This window comes from Micromonospora sp. Mcm103 (assembly GCF_024519755.1).
Classification (GTDB): Bacteria; Actinomycetota; Actinomycetes; order Mycobacteriales; family Micromonosporaceae; genus Micromonospora; species Micromonospora aurantiaca.
This window is the reverse complement of record NZ_JALJRJ010000034.1, coordinates 26756-45015: the sequence shown is the minus strand read 5'-3', so window position 1 is coordinate 45015 and position 18260 is coordinate 26756. Positions and strand designations below refer to the sequence as shown.

General features: G+C 72.3%; 20 protein-coding genes. 11 read left to right on the top strand and 9 right to left on the bottom strand.

What is annotated here, in order from left to right; translation table 11 throughout:
- Positions 1–869: 869 nt before the first annotated feature.
- From OC439_RS28975 to mshC, 4 genes are all read left to right on the top strand, one after another.
- On the top strand, positions 870–1583 hold the full coding sequence (locus OC439_RS28975) for a histidine phosphatase family protein (protein WP_262016185.1): 714 nt from the start codon (positions 870–872) through the stop codon (positions 1581–1583).
- A gap of 87 nt (positions 1584–1670) precedes the next feature.
- Positions 1671–2252, top strand: a complete 582-nt coding sequence (locus OC439_RS28970) for a DUF3090 domain-containing protein (protein ID WP_013286077.1) — start codon at positions 1671–1673, stop codon at positions 2250–2252.
- Positions 2249–3067 carry an SCO1664 family protein gene (locus OC439_RS28965; RefSeq protein ID WP_262016184.1) on the top strand — a complete coding sequence of 273 codons (819 nt, stop codon included), beginning with the start codon at positions 2249–2251 and terminating at the stop codon, positions 3065–3067. Before OC439_RS28970 ends, OC439_RS28965 begins: the two co-directional genes overlap by 4 nt.
- Positions 3068–3134: 67 nt before the next feature.
- Positions 3135–4373 (top strand): cysteine--1-D-myo-inosityl 2-amino-2-deoxy-alpha-D-glucopyranoside ligase, encoded by a 1239-nt coding sequence (gene mshC / locus OC439_RS28960; RefSeq protein ID WP_262016183.1) that lies wholly within the window; start codon positions 3135–3137, stop codon positions 4371–4373.
- A gap of 408 nt (positions 4374–4781) precedes the next feature.
- Here the strand turns inward: mshC and OC439_RS28955 are convergent, their stop codons facing one another.
- Positions 4782–5573: a GntR family transcriptional regulator gene (locus OC439_RS28955; RefSeq protein ID WP_262016182.1), complete on the bottom strand. Its 792-nt coding sequence runs from the start codon at positions 5571–5573 to the stop codon at positions 4782–4784.
- 117 nt (positions 5574–5690) lie between these two features.
- A complete protein-coding gene (locus OC439_RS28950) occupies positions 5691–6560 on the bottom strand; it encodes a PAC2 family protein (protein ID WP_013286081.1) in 870 nt (289 codons plus the stop codon).
- Between the two features lie 241 nt (positions 6561–6801).
- Here OC439_RS28950 and metH point away from each other — a divergent pair, with 241 nt between their 5' ends.
- The 3 genes from metH to OC439_RS28935 all read left to right on the top strand — a co-directional run bounded on the left by metH (position 6802) and on the right by OC439_RS28935 (position 11284).
- A complete protein-coding gene (gene metH, locus OC439_RS28945) occupies positions 6802–10317 on the top strand; it encodes a methionine synthase (protein WP_262016181.1) in 3516 nt (1171 codons plus the stop codon).
- 62 nt (positions 10318–10379) lie between these two features.
- Complete coding sequence (locus tag OC439_RS28940; protein WP_262016180.1) at positions 10380–11120, top strand: hypothetical protein; 741 nt, start codon at positions 10380–10382, stop codon at positions 11118–11120.
- Positions 11117–11284, top strand: a complete 168-nt coding sequence (locus OC439_RS28935; RefSeq protein ID WP_262016179.1) for a hypothetical protein — start codon at positions 11117–11119, stop codon at positions 11282–11284. The genes OC439_RS28940 and OC439_RS28935 overlap by 4 nt, the downstream gene beginning before the upstream one ends.
- 104 nt (positions 11285–11388) lie before the next feature.
- Here the strand turns inward: OC439_RS28935 and OC439_RS28930 are convergent, their stop codons facing one another.
- From OC439_RS28930 to OC439_RS28905, 6 genes are all read right to left on the bottom strand, one after another.
- Positions 11389–11790 (bottom strand): hypothetical protein, encoded by a 402-nt coding sequence (locus OC439_RS28930; protein WP_262016178.1) that lies wholly within the window; start codon positions 11788–11790, stop codon positions 11389–11391.
- Positions 11791–12430: 640 nt separating this feature from the next.
- Entirely contained in the window at positions 12431–13123 is a 693-nt protein-coding gene (locus OC439_RS28925) for a DUF6069 family protein (RefSeq protein WP_262016177.1), read from the bottom strand.
- Positions 13123–14121: an RNA polymerase subunit sigma-70 gene (locus OC439_RS28920; protein ID WP_262016176.1), complete on the bottom strand. Its 999-nt coding sequence runs from the start codon at positions 14119–14121 to the stop codon at positions 13123–13125. Before OC439_RS28920 ends, OC439_RS28925 begins: the two co-directional genes overlap by 1 nt.
- An 86-nt stretch (positions 14122–14207) precedes the next feature.
- Positions 14208–14543: a YnfA family protein gene (locus OC439_RS28915; RefSeq protein WP_116510707.1), complete on the bottom strand. Its 336-nt coding sequence runs from the start codon at positions 14541–14543 to the stop codon at positions 14208–14210.
- Positions 14544–14546: 3 nt separating this feature from the next.
- Positions 14547–14804, bottom strand: a complete 258-nt coding sequence (locus OC439_RS28910; protein ID WP_262016175.1) for a MerR family DNA-binding transcriptional regulator — start codon at positions 14802–14804, stop codon at positions 14547–14549.
- Entirely contained in the window at positions 14804–15133 is a 330-nt protein-coding gene (locus OC439_RS28905) for a hypothetical protein (protein WP_262016174.1), read from the bottom strand. Before OC439_RS28905 ends, OC439_RS28910 begins: the two co-directional genes overlap by 1 nt.
- Positions 15134–15234: 101 nt before the next feature.
- On the opposite strand from OC439_RS28905, the gene OC439_RS28900 reads away from it, so the two are divergent.
- Positions 15235–15900: a cation transporter gene (locus OC439_RS28900; RefSeq protein ID WP_262016173.1), complete on the top strand. Its 666-nt coding sequence runs from the start codon at positions 15235–15237 to the stop codon at positions 15898–15900.
- A gap of 179 nt (positions 15901–16079) precedes the next feature.
- Positions 16080–16259 (top strand): hypothetical protein, encoded by a 180-nt coding sequence (locus tag OC439_RS28895; RefSeq protein ID WP_262016172.1) that lies wholly within the window; start codon positions 16080–16082, stop codon positions 16257–16259.
- Positions 16260–16270: 11 nt separating this feature from the next.
- Here the strand turns inward: OC439_RS28895 and OC439_RS28890 are convergent, their stop codons facing one another.
- The gene (locus OC439_RS28890; RefSeq protein ID WP_262016171.1) at positions 16271–16657 is read right to left on the bottom strand and encodes a hypothetical protein; all 387 of its coding nucleotides are present in this window, start codon (positions 16655–16657) and stop codon (positions 16271–16273) included.
- A 104-nt stretch (positions 16658–16761) separates the two neighbouring features.
- On the opposite strand from OC439_RS28890, the gene OC439_RS28885 reads away from it, so the two are divergent.
- The gene (locus tag OC439_RS28885) at positions 16762–17502 is read left to right on the top strand and encodes a neutral zinc metallopeptidase (RefSeq protein ID WP_262016189.1); all 741 of its coding nucleotides are present in this window, start codon (positions 16762–16764) and stop codon (positions 17500–17502) included.
- A 115-nt stretch (positions 17503–17617) separates the two neighbouring features.
- The gene (locus OC439_RS28880; protein ID WP_262016170.1) at positions 17618–18256 is read left to right on the top strand and encodes an HAD family hydrolase; all 639 of its coding nucleotides are present in this window, start codon (positions 17618–17620) and stop codon (positions 18254–18256) included.
- The last annotated feature ends 4 nt before the right edge of the window (positions 18257–18260 follow it).

Below are 18260 nucleotides of genomic sequence, written 5' to 3'. Positions count from 1 at the left end.
ATGCTCTTACGCAGGATCGTGTTCATGGTGGGCTCCGTTCGGGGGTCGACGCCCGCGCCGAGGGGGGTTCGGTGCGGGTGCGAGCACCGTCAGGCGCTCAAGAAGTCTTCGGGGGATCTCCGGCGGCCTGCTGACGCGGCCCGCGGACGCCCGGGGGTGGCGTGCGGGGCGCACTGGTCGCGCCGGAGACATGTCCAACGACCGCCGGCCCGGGATCTTCCCGGACGCTGCCGCCCGCGTGCTGCGGGGGCGCTGCTGCGGTCGTTCACCAGGTATAACGCCCCGCCACCGTCCCCGATTCCGCCGCCCGGGTGTCCCCGACCACCCCGAAACCGGACACCCGACGCAGCGCTCACACCGCCTCCCGGACCACCCACGCCCCCGACCGTGCCCACAAGCGTCGATCATGAAGTTGACGGCACCTCGCGTCCGGTTTGTGACCGTCAACTTCATGATCATTCGGAAGGTCGAGCCGCCGACGGCGGTCTCAAAGGGCTTGCGAGAGATCTTGGTACGGAACGGCCCCTGTAAGGGCGGGAACGTACCAAGATCTCCATCCGGCGGCGGCAGAGAGCCAGCGCAGGCTAGCGGGCCCCGGCGCACGGACACCACGGGAGATCTTGGAAGGAAACGGCCCTCGTGGGGGCCCCTTCCTTCCAAGATCTCCGCCTGCCGCCGAACGCGTCCCCTGGGTGGTACGGGTCGCCGCTGCCTCGGGCTGCTGGGTGTTGACGATGAGGTTGGCCGGGGTTGGTCCGGCCCAACTTCATGATCGGCGCCGACGGGTGGAGGTTCGGGGACCGGCGTGCGGGGGCGGGAGGCGGTGGGGGTCGTGGCGGGACGATCATCCGAGGGGCGTACCGCCTAGGGTGGTCTGCGTGGCGACCCTTCTGCTTCTGCGACACGGCCGGACCACCGCGAACGCCGACGGCGGCCTGGCCGGGCGGCAACCGGTCGAGCTGGACGACACCGGCCGGGCGCAGGCCACGGCGGTCGGCGCGCGTCTCGCCGGGCTGCCGCTCGCGGCGGTGGTGACCAGCCCGCTCATCCGCTGTCGGCAGACCCTCGACCTGGCCCTTCCCGGCACCGAGCCGGTCGTCGACGACGGGCTGATCGAGTGCGGGTACGGCGACTGGGAGGGGCAGTCGCTGAAGAAGCTGGCGAAGGAGCCGCTCTGGCCGGTGGTGCAGCAGCACCCGAGCGCCGCCGCGTTCCCGCAGGGCGAGTCGATGGCGGCGATGTCCGCGCGCGCCGTGGCGGCGGTCCGGGCCTGGGACGCGCGGGTCACCGCCGAGCACGGGCCGGAGGCCGTCTGGCTGGCGTGCAGCCACGGCGACGTGATCAAGGCGATCGTGGCGGACGCGCTCGGCGTACACCTTGATCTTTTCCAGCGGATCGTGGCCGACCCGGCGTCGGTGACGGCGATCCGCTACACCCCGTTGCGGCCGTTCCTGGTCCGGCTCAACGACACCGGCGGTGACCTGTCGGCGCTGGTCCCGCCGCCGCGCAAGCGGCGCCGGCGCCCGGCGCGGCCGGCCGAGTCCGATGCGGCGGTCGGCGGAGGCGCGGGCGCGGCCGGGTGAGACCGGCGTACGCGGCGCGTTCGCTCTGGGCGGATTCGGCGTCGGTGGGCTGCGCGGTGCTTCCGGACGCCGGATAGGGTCGTGGGTATGACGCACCAGGTGCACGCCTTCGAGCCGCCGGAGCGGTTCGTCGCCGGTACGGTCGGCCCGCCGGGGGAGCGCACGTTCTTCCTCCAGGCGCGCGGCGGCGGCCGGCTGGTCAGCGTGTCGCTGGAGAAGGTCCAGGTGTCGTTGCTCGCCGAGAAGCTGGAAGAGCTGCTCGCCGAGGCGCAGCGCCGCTTCGGCGTGAAGCTGCCGGAGCCGGTCACCACCGTGACCGGCGACAACGAGCCGCTCGACACGCCCGTGGACGAGGAGTTCCGGGTCGGCACGCTGGGCCTGGCCTTCGACGTGGACACCGCCACCGTGGTGATCGAGGCGATCGCCGTCGGTGAGGCGGAGGTCGAGGTCGAGCTGGGCGACGCGGACGACGACGCCGACGAGGACCCGGACGAGCCGGACGACGACCTCGACCGCCTGCGGGTGCGGCTGACCCCGGAGGCGACCCGCGAGTTCATCGAACGGGCCAAGCGCGTCGTGAACGCCGGCCGGCCTCCCTGCCCGCTGTGCGGCCAGCCGCTCGACCCGGCCGGTCACCTCTGCCCCCGGCACAACGGCTATCACCGGTGACCTCGTCGGAACTGCAGCCCCGACAGGACGGCGCCGAGGCGCTGCGGCTGCTCGCCGACGGTGAGCTGACCCTCCAGGGGCGGCTCGTCGACGCCTCCAACGCGACGCTGCGCGGGGTCATCGCCCTCGGCGACGTGACCGCGCACTGCGTCTACAAGCCGGTACGCGGCGAGCGCCCGCTCTGGGACTTCCCGGACGGCACGCTCGCCGGCCGGGAGGTGTCCGCCTACCTGGTGTCCCGGGCCACCGGCTGGGACCTGGTGCCCCCGACCGTGCTGCGCGACGGGCCGTTCGGTCCCGGTTCGTGCCAGCTCTGGATCGACGAGCGGGACGACGCCGAGCCGCTCGTCGGGTTCGTGCCGGCGCGGGAGATCCCGCCGCGCTGGTTCCCGGTCGCCGCGGCCCGCGACGACGACGGGGCGGCGTACGCGCTGGCGCACGCCGACGACCCCCGCCTGGCCCGGCTCGTCGTGCTCGACGCGATCATCAACAACGCCGACCGCAAGGGCGGGCACGTGCTCGTCGGCCCGGACGACCGGATCTACGGCGTCGACCACGGCGTGAGCTTCCACGTCGAGGAGAAGCTGCGTACGGTGCTGTGGGGCTGGGCCGGCCGCGAGCTGCCGCCGGACGCGGTGGAGATGCTGGACGGCCTGGCCGGGCAGCTGCGCGGGTCGCTCGGCGAGGAGCTGGCCGAGCACCTGACGATCGGTGAGCTGGCCGCGCTGGCGGAACGGGTCGAGCGGCTGGGCGAGAGCGGCCGGTTCCCGCTGCCGCCGCAGGAGTGGCCGGCGATGCCCTGGCCGCCGATGTGAGCCGTTGTCGCGTTGATCACCCGTAGGGCGGCACCCGAGCGTCTGACGGATCGTTAGGCTGGCGGTCATGGAGTCTTGGGCGGGACATGACGTGCCACGGCTGCCCGGCGAGGGCGTGTCGCTGAGGTTGTACGACTCGGCGCGGCAGGGCGCCCATCCCAGCCGGCCCGAGGGCGCGGCCTCGATGTACGTCTGCGGCATCACCCCGTACGACGCGACGCACCTCGGGCACGCCGCCACCATGATCACGTTCGACCTGGTGCAGCGGATGTGGCGTGACGCCGGTCTGGACGTGCGGTACGTGCAGAACGTCACCGACATCGACGACCCGCTGCTGGAGCGCGCCGAGCGCGACGGCGAGGACTGGAAGGTCCTGGCCATGCGGGAGACCGCGCTGTTCCGCGAGGACATGGAGGCGCTGCGGATGATCCCGCCGGCGCACTACGTCGGCGCCGTCGAGTCGATCCCGGACATCGCCGAGAAGGTGCTGGTGCTGCTCAAGGACGGTGCGGCGTACCGGCTCGACGACGGCACCGGCGACGTCTACTTCGACATCTCCGCCGCGCCTCGCTTCGGCTACGAGTCCAACCTGTCCCGTGAGCAGATGATCGAACTGTTCGCCGAGCGCGGCGGCGACCCCGAACGCGCCGGCAAGCGCGACCCGCTCGACCCGCTGCTGTGGCGCGGCGCCCGCGAGGGCGAGCCGTCCTGGCCCGGTGGCGAACTGGGCGCGGGCCGTCCCGGCTGGCACATCGAGTGCACTGTCATCGCGCTGAACCTGCTCGGCGACCGGATCGACGTGCAGGGCGGCGGCAACGACCTGATCTTCCCGCACCACGAGTGCTCCGCCGCGCACGCCGAGCGGCTGACCGGCGAGGCGCCGTTCGCCGACCACTACGTGCACGCCGGCATGATCGGCCTGGACGGCGAGAAGATGTCGAAGTCCCAGGGCAACCTGGTCTTCGTGTCCCGGCTGCGGGCCGACAAGGTCGACCCGATGGCGGTCCGGCTGGCGCTGATGAGCGGGCACTACCGCAGCGACCGCTCCTGGACCGACGAGCTGCTCACCGAGGCGCAGGAGCGGCTGGGCCGCTGGCGGCGGGCCGCCGCCGCGCCGGCCGGGCCGTCGGGGGCGGCGTTGCTGGCCGAGGTACGCGAGCGCCTGGCCGACGACCTGGACACGCCGGGTGCCCTGGCGGCAGCCGACCGCTGGGCCGAAGCCACCCTGAACGACGTGACCGAGGACGAGACCGCTCCGGCCCTCTTCCGAGACACGGTGGACGCCCTCCTCGGCATCGCCCTCTAGCCACCCTTCCGCAGCGCCGTCCCGCCCTCACGCGCGTCGATCTTGCACTTACGGCCCGCATTCCGCCCTATATGCCCGGTTCGCGGGGGCCACAACCGCAAGATCGCGCCGTCCGGTGGCGGGTGGAACGTGATGGGTGTGTCGGAGGCGATTTGACACCCATGGCGTTCCGCCCGGTGTGGTCCGGCCCGGGGAGCCCTGTCCGGGCGTGGCTTCCGGGAGTCTGTACCCGTGCGAGCCGACCCTGCGGCCCGCCTCGACATCTTGCGCCGGCCCACCTCGCGATCTTGCACTTGTGGCCCTCGGAGTGTCGTGAATGCCCCGTCTGTCGGGGCAGAGAGTGCAAGATCGCCGAGGCGGGCCGAGGCGGGCCGAGGCGGGCCGGGGCCGGGGCCGGGGTGCGGGCGGTCAGCCCAGGACTAGGCCGGGGTCGGGGTCCTGGTCGGGGGTGGGGGCGGGGATCTTGTACTCCTCGGTGAGCGTGGTCATCGGGCCGGGCCAGGTGGCCTGCGCGACCTCGATCGGCTTGTGCCGCTCGTCGTACGCGACGTGCAGCAGGTGCAGCACCGGCGTGTCCGGGCGGATCTGGAGGATCTCCGCCTCCTCCCGGCTGGGCTGACGCGCGCTGATCGTGTCGGTGGCGGTGACGTACCGCCGGCCGGTGACCTCCTCGGCCTCCTGGTAGAGCGGCCGGCCGAACGCCTCGGCCCGCTCCAGTGACGTGCCGGCGGTGTCGGCGGGCAGGAACCACGACGCGCCGACCTCGACCGGGGAGTCGTCGGTGCGTACCAGGTGCCGGCGGCAGAGCAGTTCGGTGCCGTCGGTGACGCCGAACGCGTCGGCCACCTCGGCCGGGGCGGGGGAGCGGCCGACCGAGACGAGCTGCTGGCGGTACCGGGCGGCCAGGTCGGTGTGGTAGCCGCGGAAGCCGCCGTACCGGCCCCGGGACAGGCGGTTGAGGCGGCGCCGGGTGCCCCGGACGTACGTACCGGAGCCGGGTTTGGTGATCAGGATGCCCTCGACCCGCAGCTGGTCGACGGCGCGCTGCACGGTCTGCTTCGCGACGCCGAACATCTCGGCGATGGCCGGGATGGACGGCAGCCGCTCGCCCGGACCCCAGTCGCCGCGGCGCACCTGGGCCTTGAGCTGCGCGGCGATCTGCCGGTGCGGGAACTCGGCCGCGCCCGGGTTGATCTGCATGCAGGCCTCCTCAGAACAGCTAGGTTCCTAGGATGCCCTAGAGGGTGTGACGGCGCCACCCCGGACACGAAGAAGCCGGGCCCCGATCCGAGGCCCGGCTTCAGCGAAGCGGGAGAACTACCAGGAACCCGCTGTCGGTCCGGCGGAACCGCCGCGGCGACGCAGGTACTTCTCGAACTCCTGGGCGATCTCGTCCCCGGTCAACGGGGTGATGCCGGCGTCACCGACCCGTTCCTCCAGCTCACGCACGTACTCGCCGAGTTCCGCGTCCTGCTCGGCGGCGCTGCGCACCCGCTGCTCCCACTCGGCTGCCTCCTCGGCCAGGTCGGCCATCGGCACCGGCAGGTCGAGCACCTCCTCGACCCGGTGCAGCAGCGCGAGGGTGGCCTTCGGGCAGGGCGGGTTGTTGGCGTAGTGCGGCACGTGCACCCAGAACGACACCGCGTCGACCTCGGCCCGGGTGCAGGCGTCGTGCAGCACGCCGACGATGCCGGTCGGCCCGTCGTACCGGGTGGGGGTGAGCTGGTAGCGCTTGGCCGCGTCGGCGTCCGACGCGCTGCCGCTGATCGGCAGCGGCCGGGTGTACGGCACGTCGGCCAGCAAGGCGCCGAGCAGCACCACCCGCTCGACCTCCAGGCTGTGGCAGATCTCCAGCACCTGCTCGCAGAACGTCCGCCAGCGCATGCTCGGCTCGATGCCGCGGATCAGCACCACGTCCCGCTCGGTGCCCTCCGGACTGGCCACCATGAACCGCGTGGTGGGCCACTCGACGCGCCGGGTCTCCCCGTCGGCCATGGTGATCGTCGGCCGGCTCACCTGGAAGTCGTAGAAGTCCTCCGGGTCCAGCTCGGTCACCTCCCGGGCCTGCCAGACCTGCTCCAGGTGTTCCACGGCGGCGGTGGAGGCGTCGGCGGCGTCGTTCCAGCCCTCGAAGGCCGCGATGGCGACCGGCGAGCGCAGCACCGGCAGCCCGTCGAACTCGGTCACGCCGTCACCTCACCCTGCTCGTCGGGCGCGGCGCCGCCCCGTCGCACTGTCGCACCCCTGTTGTCCTTCACGTCCGTCAGCCTACGTGCCCCCGCGAGGGCCGGCCCGTCGGCCGCGCCGGTCGCCGGGCCGGACCACCCGGGCGAACCGGCGGAAAGGGGTACGACGGCCCGGTGGGCAGAATGTGGGATGGCCCGGTTCGGGTGACTCTGCCGCACTCGGGCGCACTACCCTGGAGCATGTGTCTATCTCGTTGCGTGACCTGCTGGCGGATCGGATCCTGATCGCGGACGGCGCGATGGGGACGATGCTCCAGGCTGCCGATCTCACCCTCGACGACTTCGACGGCCTCGAAGGCTGCAACGAGATCCTCAACGTGACCCGGCCGGACGTGGTTCGCGGTGTGCACGACGCCTACCTGGCCGCCGGCGCGGACTGCGTGGAGACCAACACGTTCGGCGCCAACCTGCCCAACCTCGCCGAGTACGGCATCCCCGGCCGCATCCGGGAACTGTCCGAGGCGGGCGCGCGGATCGCGCGGGAGGCAGCCGACGCGTACGCGACGCCGGAGCACCCCCGGTTCGTGCTCGGTTCGATGGGCCCGGGCACCAAGCTGCCGACCCTCGGGCACGCGAGCTACGCCTCGCTGCGTGACGCGTACCAGGAGAACGCCGCCGGCCTGATCGCCGGCGGCGCGGACGCGCTGATCATCGAGACCTGCCAGGACCTCCTCCAGGTCAAGGCGGCGGTGGTCGGGTCGAAGCGGGCGCGCGCCGAGGCCGGCCGGGACGTCCCGATCATCTGCCAGGTCGCCGTGGAGACGACCGGCACCATGCTGCTGGGCAGTGAGATCGGCGCCGCGCTGACCGCGATCGAGCCGCTCGGCGTCGACCTGATCGGGCTGAACTGCTCCACCGGCCCGGCGGAGATGGGCGAGCACCTGCGCTACCTGGCGCAGCACGCGCGTATCCCGATCTCGGTGATGCCGAACGCGGGCCTGCCGGTGCTGACCGCCGACGGGGCGTACTTCCCGCTCAGCCCGGACGAGCTGGCCGACGCGCTGGAGCAGTTCGTCACCGACTACGGCGTGGCCCTGATCGGCGGCTGCTGCGGCACCACCCCGGAGCACATCCGGGTGCTGGTGGAGCGGCTGGGCGGACGGGCGCCGGTGGCGCGGGAGCCGAAGCCGGAGGCCGGGGTCTCCTCGATCTACCACCACGTGCCGTTCGCCCAGGACGCCAGCATCCTGATGGTGGGGGAGCGGACCAACGCCAACGGCTCGAAGGCGTTCCGCGAGTCCATGCTCGCCGGTGACTGGCAGGCCTGCGTGGAGGTCGCGCGCAGCCAGGCCCGCGACGGCTCGCACCTGCTCGACCTCTGCGTCGACTACGTCGGCCGCGACGGTACGCAGGACATGCGGGAGCTGGCCGGCCGGTTCGCCACCGCCTCGACGCTGCCGATCGTGCTGGACTCCACCGAACCGGCCGTGATCGAGGCCGGGCTGGAGATGCTCGGCGGCCGGTGCGTGGTCAACTCGGTCAACTTCGAGGACGGCGACGGCCCCGAGTCCCGCTACGCGCGCATCATGCCGGTGGTCCGGGAGCACGGCGCCGCCGTCGTGGCGCTGCTCATCGACGAGGAGGGCCAGGCCCGCACCCGCGAGTGGAAGGTACGGGTGGCCTGCCGGCTGATCGACGACCTGACCGGCCGGTGGGGGATGCGCCGGGAGGACATCCTCATCGACGCGCTGACGTTCCCGATCGCCACCGGGCAGGAGGAGACCCGCCGCGACGGCATCGAGACGATCGAGGCGATCCGGGAGATCGCCGCGCGCTACCCGGGCGTCAACTTCACCGCGGGCATCTCGAACGTCTCGTTCGGCCTCAATCCGGCGGCCCGGCAGGTGCTCAACTCGGTGTTCCTGCACGAGTGCGCCCAGGCCGGGCTGACCTCGGCGATCGTGCACGCCAGCAAGATCCTGCCGATGTCGCGGATCCCGGACGAGCAGCGCGAGGTGGCGCTCGACCTGGTCTACGACCGGCGTCGCGAGGGCTACGACCCGGTGCAGCGGTTCATCGAGGCCTTCGAGGGCGTGGACGCCGCCTCGGCGCGTGCCACCCGGGCCGAGGAACTGGCCGCGCTGCCGCTGGACGAGCGGCTCAAGCGACGGATCATCGACGGCGAGCGCAACGGCCTGGAGGCCGACCTGGACACCGCGATGGCGCAGGGGCGTACGCCGCTGTCCATCATCAACGACCTGCTGCTGGACGGCATGAAGGTGGTCGGCGAGCTGTTCGGCTCCGGCCAGATGCAGTTGCCGTTCGTACTCCAGTCCGCCGAGGTGATGAAAACCGCGGTGGCCTACCTGGAGCCGCACATGGAGAAGACCGATGACGACGGCAAGGGCCGCATCGTGCTCGCCACGGTCAAGGGGGACGTGCACGACATCGGCAAGAACCTGGTCGACATCATCCTGTCCAACAACGGCTACGACGTGGTGAACATCGGCATCAAGCAGCCGATCAACGCGATCCTCGACGCGGCCGAGGAGCACCGGGCCGACGCGATCGGCATGTCCGGCCTGCTCGTCAAGAGCACAGTCATCATGAAGGAGAACCTGGCCGAGATGGCCTCCCGCGGCGTGGCCGAGCGTTGGCCGGTGCTGCTCGGCGGCGCGGCGCTGACCCGCGCGTACGTCGAGGACGACCTGCGGTCGATCTACCCGGGCCAGGTGCACTACGCCCGCGACGCGTTCGAAGGGCTGTCCCTGATGGACCGCGTGATGGCGGCCAAGCGCGGCGGTGCGCCCGTGGTCGACCCGGAGCGGGAGGCGGCACTGGCGGCCCGCCGGGAGCGCCGCGAGCGGCAGCGGACGCAGGTCCGCGAGGCACTGCCCGAACTGGACGACGCGTCGGTCCGCTCCGATGTGGCGGTGGACGTGACGGTGCCGAAGCCGCCGTTCTTCGGCACCCGCGTCGTCAAGGGCGTGCCGCTGGCCGACTACGCGGCGCTGCTCGACGAGCGGGCCACGTTCCTGGGCCAGTGGGGGCTGCGCGGCGCACGCGGCGGCAAGGGCCCGTCCTACGAGGAACTGGTCGAGACCGAGGGCCGGCCCCGGCTGCGGTACTGGCTGGACCGCCTGATCTCCGACCAGGTGCTGGAGGCGGCCGTGGTGTACGGCTACTTCCCCGCGTACTCCGAGGGCAACGACCTGGTGGTGCTGGACGAGAACGGGCACAGCGAGCGGGCCCGGTTCTCCTTCCCCCGGCAGCGCCAGGAGCGGCGGCTGTGCCTGGCCGACTTCTTCCGGCCCAAGGGCGACCAGCTCGACGTGGTGGCGCTGCAGCTGGTCACCGTCGGGCAGCCGATCAGCGAGTACACGGCGAAGATGTTCGCCGGCAACGAGTACCGCGACTACCTGGAGGTGCACGGCCTGTCCGTGCAGCTCACCGAGGCCCTCGCGGAGTACTGGCACCGGCGGATCCGGGCCGAGCTGGTGCTGCCCGGCGGCGGCACGGTGGCCGACGACGACCCGGCCGACCTGGCCGGCCTGCTCCGCACCGACTACCGGGGCTGCCGGTACGCGTTCGGCTATCCGGCCTGCCCGGACCTGGAGGACCGGGCGAAGATCGTGGAGCTGCTGGGCGCGGAGCGGATCGGGGTGCAGTTGTCCGAGGAGTTCCAGTTGGTGCCGGAACAGGCCACCGACGCGATCGTCGTGCACCACCCGGAGGCGAACTACTTCAACGCCAAGTGACGCAGTTGTGTGGGCGGCTACGAGCTCCCCGCGGCTTGTGATGATGCCTCACAATCCAGGCCATGGTGTGGTGGCGGCGGGTGGAGTGCCCGGTACGGCCGATCGAACAGGACTGGATCGAACGGTCGATGGACTGGTTCGTGGCGCAGTTCGGCACCGACCGGCTGCACGGCGAGGTTGTGATGCCGACCGACCACTATTTCCCCGGCGTCTACCGGGGCACCCGCGACGACATCCGATCAGTGCTGAATCGGCTCTGCGCTCACATGGGCATCGACCCCGCCCGAGTGGAACTCGAGCACGACGCGGCCGACGACAACCCGGAGTTGTCCGCGCACGTCCCGATCCACGCGCAGTCGAAGGGCGCGGCCGGGCATCACCGCATCCGCGATGGCCGTTCCGTCATCGGGATCCGCGACGATCAGGCGGCTCGTCCGATGGCGCTGGTGGCGACCATCGCTCACGAGTTGGGCCATGTCTTGCTGCTGGGCGACGGCCGGATCTCGGCGCAGCAGCGGGATCAGGAAGCACTCACGGACCTGTTGACCGTGTTCTTCGGCCTTGGCATCTTCAGCGCCAACGCCGCGTTCGAGTACTCGCGAGAAGCCCGGGGTGACTATGTCTACGCCCGTACCAACCAGCTCGGCTACCTGACCGAGCCCATGTACGGCTATGCGTTGGCCCGGTACGGGTGGCTGCGCGGCGAGGCGGACCCGGGATGGGCGAGGTACGTCGACACCAATCCGCGCAGCTTTCTCAAACGCGGCCTGCGCTACCTCGCCCAGTCGGACCGAACCGGGTGACAGCGACTTACAACCGTCGTGACGACGATATCGAATTCACCCTCTACGGCTTCAACTTCGTTGACGGCGCGTACCTGGAAACGGTCTTCACCGGTGCGAACACGGCCGACCTCGCATGGGCCTTCGACGCCTGGCGTTCGGTGACCCGATCGATTGACGCGTGATTGACGACTCGTCCACCGCTGGCGCCCGTCGGCTACTCGTGTAGCCACTGACGACCGCGGGGCGCCCGCCGGGATGGCGGACGCCCCGAAGGTCGACGCGTCGATCAGCCGATCAGCGTGACCGAGTAGTCGTACGTCGTCCCGGTCACCGAGTACGTCGCGGTCTGCCCGTTCTCGCAGTACGACACGAAGCTGCTCGGAGTCCGCTGCGCTCCGGCCACCGCGTCGACCACCGGCCGGACATCGGACCCGACCGGAAGTGCGGTGGTGGTGAGATCGATCGTCCGCGACTGGTTGATCGGGTAGGTGTCGGTGTTCGCCGTCTCCAGACCGTTGCCCGCCTGAACACTGAAGGACATCACGAAGGCGGCGTTGTTCACCACGGCGATGCGCTGCACGCAGGGTTCGGCCTGCGCGCTTGCCGTGGAGGCCGTGGCCAGTGCCGATCCACCGGCGGCGAGCGTCCCTACGAGTGCGGCTCCGACGAGCCTGGCGCGGAAGGTCATGGTGTCACCTCTCGGTCGTACGTGGCGCCGGGCGCCGACTGGCGGCGCCCGGCGTATGGTCCGTATCGAAGTGCCCGAGTGTTTCTGATCGAACCCTGTAGATCGCAGGAAATCCCGGAGCGGGTCCACAGCTCCGATCCGTCAAACTGAGGGATCGATCCCGACGGCGTGCGAGCGTCCCGGCGCGAGGAGTCCGAAGTGGTGAACTCCGCCCTCTCCGCTGTCGTCCACGCGGTCGGAGCCGGCCCGCCACCGTTGGCGGCCCCGGCTCTCGACCCCGGTGCGACGCTTTGGCTGATCGTGATCGCTTGCGGCGGCACCAAGGTGGCCCTCCGCCGTCGCGGAGCCACGGCCGAGTAGCCGGATGGTCCGCCCGACCACGGGTACATGTCGAGGGTGCAGCTACCCCCGGTCGCCCTTCCTCGGCCACGTGGCCAGCGCCGCCAGGACGGCGCACGGGAGCAGACAGCCCAACAGGCCGCACAGCGCTACGGCGGGCATCCAGAACAGACCCTCCACGGGTGGGGATGGTAGGCGTTCAATCGAAGCCGTCGCGTGGTGGGAGGCTCGCGGACCACCGTGCCTCCGGCCGGAGGCAGCAGGTGCCCCGTAGCCGCGATTCGCCGCCGGAGGCGGAGCGTCAGCCGGTCCTCGCGCGCAGGCCCCACGTCAGGGCGGGGATCATCACCGCCGCCGCGACCAGGTGCAGCCCGACCAGCGCGATCGTCGTGGCGGCGTCGCCTCCGGCGATCAACGGCGGGACCATCGACAGCGCGGTCAGCGACACCGCCGTCCACACGAACCGCCGCGCGGGACGCGCGCTGAACCGCAGCAGCGCGGCGGCGATGACGACGCCGACGAGCGAGAAGAATCCGGTCACCACGGCGAACCCGCCCGACGGGATCGTCTCGCCGCCGCCGTCGGGGATCTCGAAGTCCACACCGCCGGCGCGGGCGAGCGCCGCCGCGAGCGTGGTGATCACCGCCGCCGCGAGCGTGGCGACCAGACCGGTGACGGCGAGCCGCCGGAAGCCGTGCGCACGGCGAGAGACGACGCCGGTGTCGGTGCTGCTGATCATGTCGTTCCTCCGAACGTCTTCATGAGGGGTGAGGATCCGTACCGTCGCGGTGCGACGGCCGGGGTTGCGCAGCGCGCGTACGCCGGTGCCGCGCAGCCAGAAGCCGGCGTCGCGGCCGAGGACCGGCCCGGGGGTGCCGTCGCGCAGCTCCAGCTGCACCCGGCCGCGCGTCACCACGCCGTACGCGTGATGCCACTGGGCCGCGATCACCGGAACGCGCGCGCCGCCGGGCAGCGCGAGCGTCCGCGCGGGCACTACGGCGTACGGTCGGCGGGCAGGCGCTCGGGCAGCCCGAGCCGCGGGAACTGATCGGCGTGGAACGTGACGATCTCGGTGATCGCCCCGCCGGTGACGCGCAGGGCGTCGACGGTGAGCGGCAGGTACGCGCCGTCGCTGTCCTGCCAGAGGTAGAACGCGACGGCGGGCTGCCGGTTCACCGCGGTGGGCACTGCTCGCAGGCTGCCCAGGCTCTCGAAGCCGTCCGCGATCCAGTCGCTCACCACCGCGTCGCGGCCGATCTGCAGCCCCGGGGTGGGCGGCATCGAGCAGCGCACGTCGTCGCGCAGCATGGCGGCGAGCGCGCCGACGTCCTTGGCGACGGCGGCGTCGGTGAAGCGGCGTACCAGCTCGCGGGTCCGGGTGTCCGTCTCGTCGCCGGTCCAGTCCTGCCGCTGGGCGGGCAGGTGTTCCCGCATGCCCGCGCGGGCGCGCTGCAACGCGCTGTTCACCGAGTTGACCGAGTCCCCGAGCAGCTCCGCGACGTCCCTGGCGGGCCAGCCGAGCACGTCCCGCAGGATCAGCACGGCGCGTGGGCGCGGCGCCAGGTGCTGCACCGCGACCAGGTATGCCAGCTCGATCGTCTCCCGCGCGACAGCTACCGTCTCCGGCTCGTCGGCGCCGGCGGCGGGCAACTCGTCGAGCAGCCGGTCCGGGTACGGCTGGAGCCACCGCACCTCACCGCCGGTCGCCGGCTCGGGCCGGCACTTGGCGAGCAGGTCCAGGCAGGCGTTGGTGGCGATCCGGTACAGCCAGGCCCGGAACGTCGACCGACCCGCGAACGTCTCCCGCCGCCGCCAGGCCCGCAGGAACGTCTCCTGGACGGTGTCCTCGGCGTCCTCGAACGAGCCGAGCATCCGGTAGCAGTGCACGTGCAACTCCCGCCGGTGCCGCTGCGCCAGCCCGGTGAACGCCGGTTCGTCGACCCCAGCCAGATCCCGTACGCCCGGTTCCGCCGGTTGCGTCTCCGCACCCATCACGTCATCCTCCCGCTTCGTCGTGTGCCGTCGTCTGTGAGACGGGGACGGGCGGGAAAACTCATCACCCGCGCTCGGCGCCGCCGTCAGCCCGTGCGCGGGGCGTACATGATGACCGCGACGCCGACCAGGCAGATGGCCGCGCCGACGAGGTCGTAGCGGTCGGGCCGGAACTTGTCGACGACCATGCCCCAGGCGAGCGACCCGGCGACGAAGACGCCGCCGTAGGCGGCGAGGATGCGGCCGAAGTTCGCGTCCGGCTGGAACGTGGCCACGAACCCGTAGGCGCCGAGCGCGATCACCCCGGCGGCGATCCAGAGCAGCCCGCGGTTCTCCCGCCAGCCCTGCCACACCAGCCAGGCGCCGCCGATCTCGGCGAGCGCGGCGAGCAGGAAAAGCAGGATGGACCGCACGACCGTCATGCGTCAGACCGTAGCGACACCGGGCCGGGGACCGGCCGGGCGGCCCGGTCGGCGGGCCCGGCGAACGGCAGGGGGCAGCAGGCGTTGCGCGGCCTTCACCACCCGCAGCAGGGTGACCGTCTCGGCCGGGTAGAGGCGATGCCCGCCCGGCGACCGCCGGGGCGCGGGCAGCAGCCCGCGCCGTTCGTGGTAGCGCAGCGTCTGCACGTTGACCCCGGCTGCGTCGGCGAGCCGGCCGCTGCGCAGCTCCGGCTCGCCCATCACCGGCCCCGCGCGGCCGTGGCCCGCAGGGCCAGGGCATCGAGTACGGCGACACGGGTCGCCGGAACGCGGATGTCGAGCGTCAGCGTGTCGCCGTCCGGGCGGGCGAGATCGAAGGTGAAGAAGGAGCAGCAGGCGGACTCGCGGGCGATCAGGTCCCGGGCGAGCGCTTCGGCGCCGCCGTCGAGGTGCAGCCGCAGATGCCCGGCGGCCGGCCGGTCGGCGCCGCGCAGCGCGTCGTGGAACAGCCCGTCGAACTCGGCCAGCCGCAGCGGCCGTTCGGTGGTCGGCAGCGTGCAGGTGTCGGGCACCCAGGAATCGTCGGTCACCTCTCGACGGTAAGCCCGTACCGGGGTACCGGATGCGAGCCCGTCGCCAGGAAGAAGCACGCGTTGTATGGTCGCGGCATGCGGACGCCTGGGGGCTGCTGATGAGCCTGCCGCTGATCCCGGTCACGCCCGCCGGTCCGACGCCGGACCGCCGCGCGCTGCTCACCCGCCGGGTACGCCTGCTGGTCGCCGCGACCATCACCTACAACGTGATCGAGGCGGTGGTGGCGATCAGCGCCGGTACCGTCGCGTCCTCGACCGCCCTGATCGGCTTCGGTCTGGACTCGGTCATCGAGGTGGCCTCCGCGGCAGCGGTGGCGTGGCAGTTCGCCGGTCCGGACCCGCAGGCCCGGGAACGTGTCGCGCTGCGCGTCATCGCGGTGTCGTTCTTCGCGCTCGCCGCGTACGTCTCCGTCGAGGCGGTCCGGGCGCTGCTCGGCGGCACCGAGGCCGCACACTCACCGGCCGGGCTGGTGCTCGCCGGGCTCTCGGTGATCGTGATGCCGGTGCTGTCGGCAGCGCAGCGGCGCGCCGGGCGTGAACTGGGCTCCCGGTCGGCGGTGGCCGACTCGAAGCAGACGTTGCTGTGCACGTACCTCTCGGTGGTTCTGCTCGTCGGGCTGGCCCTCAACGGCCTGTTCGGGTGGTCCTGGGCCGACCCGGTCGCCGCCCTGGTGATCGCCGTGGTCGCGGTCCGCGAGGGCCGCGACGCCTGGCGCGGCGACACCTGCTGCGCCACCTGCGGCCCGGGCGGCCCGCAGGCGTGATCACCGGCCGCGACCTGCGGCGACGTCGGGAATACGGCTGTGCTCGGCGGCCTGGCGGGCTACCGTCACCGGAGTACGGGCCGGCGTGGGTCAGGCGCGCCGCGTCCACGCCCCCGCCGTCGGCGTTGACGTGGCGGAAACGCCCGCAGACGAGCATGGGTACGACGAAAGGGGCGGACATGACCGACGAGGTGACGTCGCAGGTCCCGCCGGAACCGGCTCCCGTGCTGACCCGACCCGCCGGCACGGGACCGGTCGGACCGCCGAGCAGCCTGGACCTGTGGGCGCGTGCCCAGGTGTTGCACCGCTGCTTCGGCGACGACGACGGCGAGCCGCACATCATGCGCGGCCTGGACTGACCGCCGCCCGGTCAGCGCACCGTCACGCCGGCCCGCGCCAGCACCTCCCACCAGGACGCGAGGTCGGGGACCGGCTCGGCGCGAGCCGTGTACTCCTCCAACCGCCGCCGCTGCTCCACGCTCGGCGCCGGTGAGACGGTGGCGCCCACGCCGACCAGGGCGTACCGGTTGCCGCCGACGGTGAGCAGCATCGTGCCGACGATCGTTCCCCGGGCCTCGACCTGCCCGGCGGGCGCGGCGAACACCTCCGCGCCGCGCCGGTCGCGGGCGCGCAGCCGGCCCTCGTCGAGCGTCAGCAGCAACGGTACGCACCGCATGCCGTTCCAGAGGCTGCGTCGCCACCAGACGATTCCCGCGTACGACCGGCCCACGACGCCGACCGTACCGTTCCCGCGCACCGGTGAACGATTCGCGACGGCGGTGCGTGAGAGCCGGTGAGCATCACCGGCGGCCGCCGGGGGTACTGCTGCGGGACACGGGAACGAACAGCCGGGAGGTCATGGTGGGGGACAGGGCGGGACGTCAGGGGCGCGGGCCGATCGCCGGACTGGTGGTGGCCGCGCTGGTCGCGGCCGGTTGCATGGCCGGCGGCTACGACCAGGGCGAGCCGCAGCAGCCCGCACCCCCGCGCAGCACGCAGCCCGAGTCGCAGACCACCCGCGCGGACGGCACGACGAGCGTGGCCGAGTTCAAGCAGGACATCCAGGACGCGGTCCGGCTGGCCGAACGCTACTGGGCGGAGCAGTTCCGCGCCTCGGGTCAGCGGTTCACCCCGATCCGGCGGGTGGTGGCCTACAGCCGCGAGGGCGAGGTGGCCTGCGCCGGGCAGGGCCTGCCGCGCAACAACGCGGTGTACTGCTCGGCCGGCGACTTCATCGCGTACGACGTGAACTGGTCGGTGGCGGCGTTCCGGCAGATCGGCGACGCGTTCCTGTTCTACCTGCTCGGCCACGAGTACGCCCACGGCATGCAGGTGCGGCTGGGCATCCGCTACAACTTCACCATCCAGCAGGAACTGCAGGCCGACTGCATGGCCGGGGCGTACCTCGGGGACAGCGTGCGGTCCGGGGCCCTGGAGCTGGCGGACGGTGACCTGGAGGAGTTCCGGGAAGGGCTGCTGGCGGTCGGCGACGACCCGGACCAGCCGTGGTTCGCCGAGGGCTCGCACGGCACCGCCGAGCAGCGCAGCGAGTCGTTCTTCCGGGGGTACGAGAAGTCGCTCGGCGCCTGCGGCCTCCGGTGATGCCGCGGGTCACCCCGATCGGGGACGGTGACTGGCGCACCGGACGCGGCTGGCAGGATCGGCGGGGTACGCGTACCGAAGGAGGCCCCCGCTGAGCAGCAAGCACCCCGCCGCCGTGCTCTTCGACATGGACGGCACCCTGGTCGACAGCGAGAAACTGTGGGACGTCGCGTTGCAGGAACTGGCCGCCGTGTACGGCGGTGTCCTGTCCGATGACGCCCGCCGCGCGATCGTCGGCACCGGGATGGCCGACGCGATGCGGATCGTGCACGACGACCTGGGCCAGCCGGAGCGGGACGTGCAGGAAAGCGCCGACTGGATCAGCGCCCGGATCCTGGACCTGTTCCGCACCGGGCTGCAATGGCGTCCGGGCGCGCTGGCGCTGCTGCGGGCGGTACGCGACGCCGGCATCCCCACCGCGCTGGTCACCTCCAGCGGCCGGTCCCTGGTCGAGGTGGCCCTGGACACGCTGGGCCGGGACAGCTTCGACGCGGTGGTCTGCGGCGACGAGGTGGACGCGGCGAAGCCGCACCCGGAGCCGTACCTGACCGCCGCGCGTCTGCTGGACGTGCCGGTCGAGCGGTGCGTGGCGATCGAGGACTCACCGACCGGGGTGGCCAGCGCGCTCGCCGCCGGGGCGGCGGTGCTGGCCGTACCGGCCGAGGTGCCGCTGGCGCCCGCCGACGGCGTACACCAGATGGAGAGCCTGCTCGGGGCGGACCTGGAGTTGCTCGCGGCCCTGCTCAACCGTTAGGAAG